The 3,698-nt window shown below is 30.6% G+C and carries 2 protein-coding genes; both read left to right on the top strand.

Annotation, left to right across the window (positions count from 1 at the left end):
* Positions 1–291: 291 nt before the first annotated feature.
* Entirely contained in the window at positions 292–1,113 is an 822-nt protein-coding gene (locus tag AFK68_RS06275) for a PD-(D/E)XK nuclease family protein (protein ID WP_094672033.1), read from the top strand.
* A 758-nt stretch (positions 1,114–1,871) separates the two neighbouring features.
* Positions 1,872–3,056, top strand: a complete 1,185-nt coding sequence (locus AFK68_RS06270) for a response regulator (protein ID WP_246844029.1) — start codon at positions 1,872–1,874, stop codon at positions 3,054–3,056.
* Positions 3,057–3,698: the final 642 nt, after the last annotated feature.

Genomic DNA, 3,698 nt, shown 5'->3' with positions numbered 1-3,698 from the left:
TTATACATTATCAATTATCAATTATCCATTATCAATTATCCATTATCAATTATCCATTATCCATTATCAATTATCCATTATCAATTATCCATTATTGCTCCTGTTGCGTAATATTTATGCTTGTTCACCGAAAAATTAAGATATAAAGCCTTCTCTTTTAAGATAAAAAAAGTCCTAAGAGATTTCCTTGTATTCAATTCCCGTAAGGTTTTAATCAGAGGTAATTATTAATTATCAATTATCAATTATCAATTATCAATTATCAATTTCCCTACTCCCTAAAATGACAAAATGACAAAATATAGACTCTCTCAACAACACCTAAATTTACTGACAACTTGTCCGCGTAAATTCCAACATCTCTACCTAGATAATCTGAGTTTACCAACAACATCAGCAGAACAAGAAAGACTAAATTGGGGTAGTCAGTTTCACTTATTAATGCAGCAAAAAGAACTAGGATTACCAATAGAATCTTTGATGTTAGAAAATCAAGAAATGCAGCATTGTTTTGATAATTTTTCCCAAGCTGCATCAGAAATATTAAATCCTAAAACTCAAGAAAATATAATTTTACGCCAAGCTGAACATAATCGTAGCATTAATTTTAATGGTTATATTCTGACAGTTATTTATGATTTATTAATTGCTGAAAATAAACAAGCACAAATTTTTGACTGGAAAACCTATAGTCATCCTCAAAACAAAAAAAAATTAGCTCAAAATTGGCAAACACGGTTATATCTTTATACCCTAGTTGAAACTAGCAACTATTTGCCAGAAACAGTTTCAATGACCTATTGGTTTATCCAACCAAAAAGTAAAAGTTTACCCTACAAACTAAAATTTTCTTATAATCAACAAGCACACAAAAAAACTGAACAGGATTTACAGGAGATATTAGATAATTTAACTTATTGGTTAAAACATTACCAGGAAGAAGAGATAGAATTTCCGCAAGTAGAGATTATTGATACTTGTCATACTTGTCAATTTGCTACTAGCTGTCAGCGTTTTTCAGAAGTTTACGACCAAGAAAAAGATACTGAGTATACGGATATTTCTAGTGATTTAATATTAAGTCTAGATAGTATTCCAGAAATATCAATTTAGCTTAAAATTATAAGTAGTAAAAAAAATATACGCTTATCTTCTCAGTCACTTAATTCTACTACCAATCTATATATAGCAATCCACCCATTAGTTGTAAAAATTTTTATAATAGTTCATTTTAACTGAAAACATAAGTAAATTATGACTCCTGTACAAGCGATTCGCGTTTTGCATTCTGCAAAGCTTTCCGCAGGAAATCCGCCCTATCAAAAAAATATTACAATTTAAATAGGATTACTATAGTACAGAAAACATACTTTAATTCTTAACAATTCTCATTCACAAATCCTAAATGTTATAGTCATTTCAAATAAGGATGAAACACTTTCTTTTTTGGCTCAAACCCTTGCTAGGTAAATAAACGTTCGTCCCAGTCTCATTCACAAATCCTAAATGTTATTTTATACCTCAGTTGCCATTTCAAAATTAACCAAATTGTATTAGTATTGACTTCTTGTCTTTAGAGTATAGACAAAAGTCAAATGCAAGAATTCCATGACCAATTATGCCAAAATTAGAAATAGCATATATTCATTCTCATTGGTTACAAGTAATATTATGTCCGGTAGCATCGGTATTGTAAGGTCAGGGTAAGTAAGAAGGAAGAAGGAATAAGGAAAAGTGACAAGGGAGGAAGTCTTAAGAACAAAAAAAACTTAAATTTCCTAGATATTTACCCTAACTTTTGCACGCTCCAATACCAGCGGACATGGTATAACTTAAAAATTAAAAGCAATTAGCTTATTAATCAGAATATCATGTCATCAAAAATACTTGTTGTAGATGATGAGCCGGATTTTGAATCACTTATCATTCGTAACTTTAGAAAAAAAATCAAAACAAAAGAACTAGATTTTATTTTTGCCAGAGACGGTGTAGAAGCACTAGAAATCTTGTCAGATGAACCTAGTATAGACATCGTATTAACTGACATTAATATGCCTTTAATGGATGGTTTAACTTTACTAGATAATCTTCAACTTCACTATCCTGATATAAAGGCAGTTATTATTTCCGCTTATGATGATATGGAAAAAATTAGGTCTGCGATGAATAGAGGTGCTTTTGATTTTTTGACTAAACCTATAGATTTTCAAGATTTAGACATTACGATAAAAAAAACATTAACAAATGTTCAACAACTCAAAGAAAATAAACGTTTAAAACAAGAAAAAAATGAGGCAGAAGCAGCAAATAAAGCAAAAAGTGTATTTCTCGCAAATATGAGCCATGAATTACGAACACCATTAAATGCTATTATTGGCTACAGTGAAATTTTACTAGAAGATGCCCAGGATTTAGGCTATGAAGACTTTATTCACGACCTTAATAATATTCATACTTCTGGAAAACACCTATTAACAATAATTAATGATATTCTCGATCTTTCAAAAATTGAAGCAGGTAAGATGGATGTTCATTGGGAAAGCTTCAATATTATGGCATTAATTGAAAATGTTTTAGCAACTATTCAACCCTTGATAGATCAGAATGGCAATACATTAGAAATAATCTGTGAAGATAATCAAGAACCAATCCTAGCAGACCCTAATAAAATGCGTCAAGTAATTCTAAATCTTTTGAGTAATGCAGCTAAGTTTACAGAAAATGGCAACATTAGTTTAAAAGTTAAAATGGTTAATAATAATGAGAGTTTTGTCGGTGAAAATTTAGGCTTTAACTCCAAAGATAAGATGTTAGTTTTAAGTGTTGCTGATACTGGTATAGGTATATCAGAAGATAAAATAGAAAGTTTATTTCAACCATTTACTCAAGCTGACAATTCAACAACACGAAAACATGGAGGAACTGGTTTAGGTTTAGCTATTAGTCGTCACTTTTGTAAAATGATGGGTGGAGATATTGCTGTAGTTAGTGAAGTGAATAAAGGTTCTATATTTACTGTGAAATTTCCTGTTCCTCAAATAGAATTTCTCAATTAATAACAGGGAATAGGGAATAGGGAATAGGGCATAGGGAATAGGGAATAGGCAACAGAGAAGCCAAAATTAAGGTCTGCCTCATTACTGTTAATATGAGAAAGACTATATAAATTATCTGATGGCAGTTCCTATTATTTGAATGAATTATCAAATCTCTAAAGCAACGGAATATAAGAATTAATCTTTTGGCTTATGCTCTGCCTTATTCACAGTAATAATTCAACTTTCAACTTGGAANCAACGGAATATAAGAATTAATCTTTTGGCTTATGCTCTGCCTTATTCACAGTAATAATTCAACTTTCAACTTGGAATTTTGTCTCGATTTAGGGAATAGGGAATAGGCAACAGAGAAGCCAAAATTAAGGTCTGCCTCATTACTGTTAATATGAGAAAGACTATATAAATTATCTGGTGGCAGTTCCTATTATTTGAATGAATTATCAAATCTCTAAAACAACGGAATAAAGAATTAATCTTCTTATTTCTGCTCTACCCTATTCACAGTAACAATTGAACTTTCAACTTTTGCTATATTCTATACTTTGTATGATTAGCCTGTAAGCATTCAGCCATCAGCTCTCAGCCATCAGCAAAGAAAAAATCATCAACTAATACCAAATTCAAATAAGATAGTTATAG

The sequence above is a fragment of the Hydrocoleum sp. CS-953 genome (genome assembly GCF_002260545.1).
In the GTDB taxonomy this organism is placed as follows: Bacteria; Cyanobacteriota; Cyanobacteriia; order Cyanobacteriales; family Microcoleaceae; genus Trichodesmium.
The sequence above is the reverse complement of the archived record's forward strand: the minus strand, read 5'-3'. Positions and strand labels throughout refer to the sequence as shown.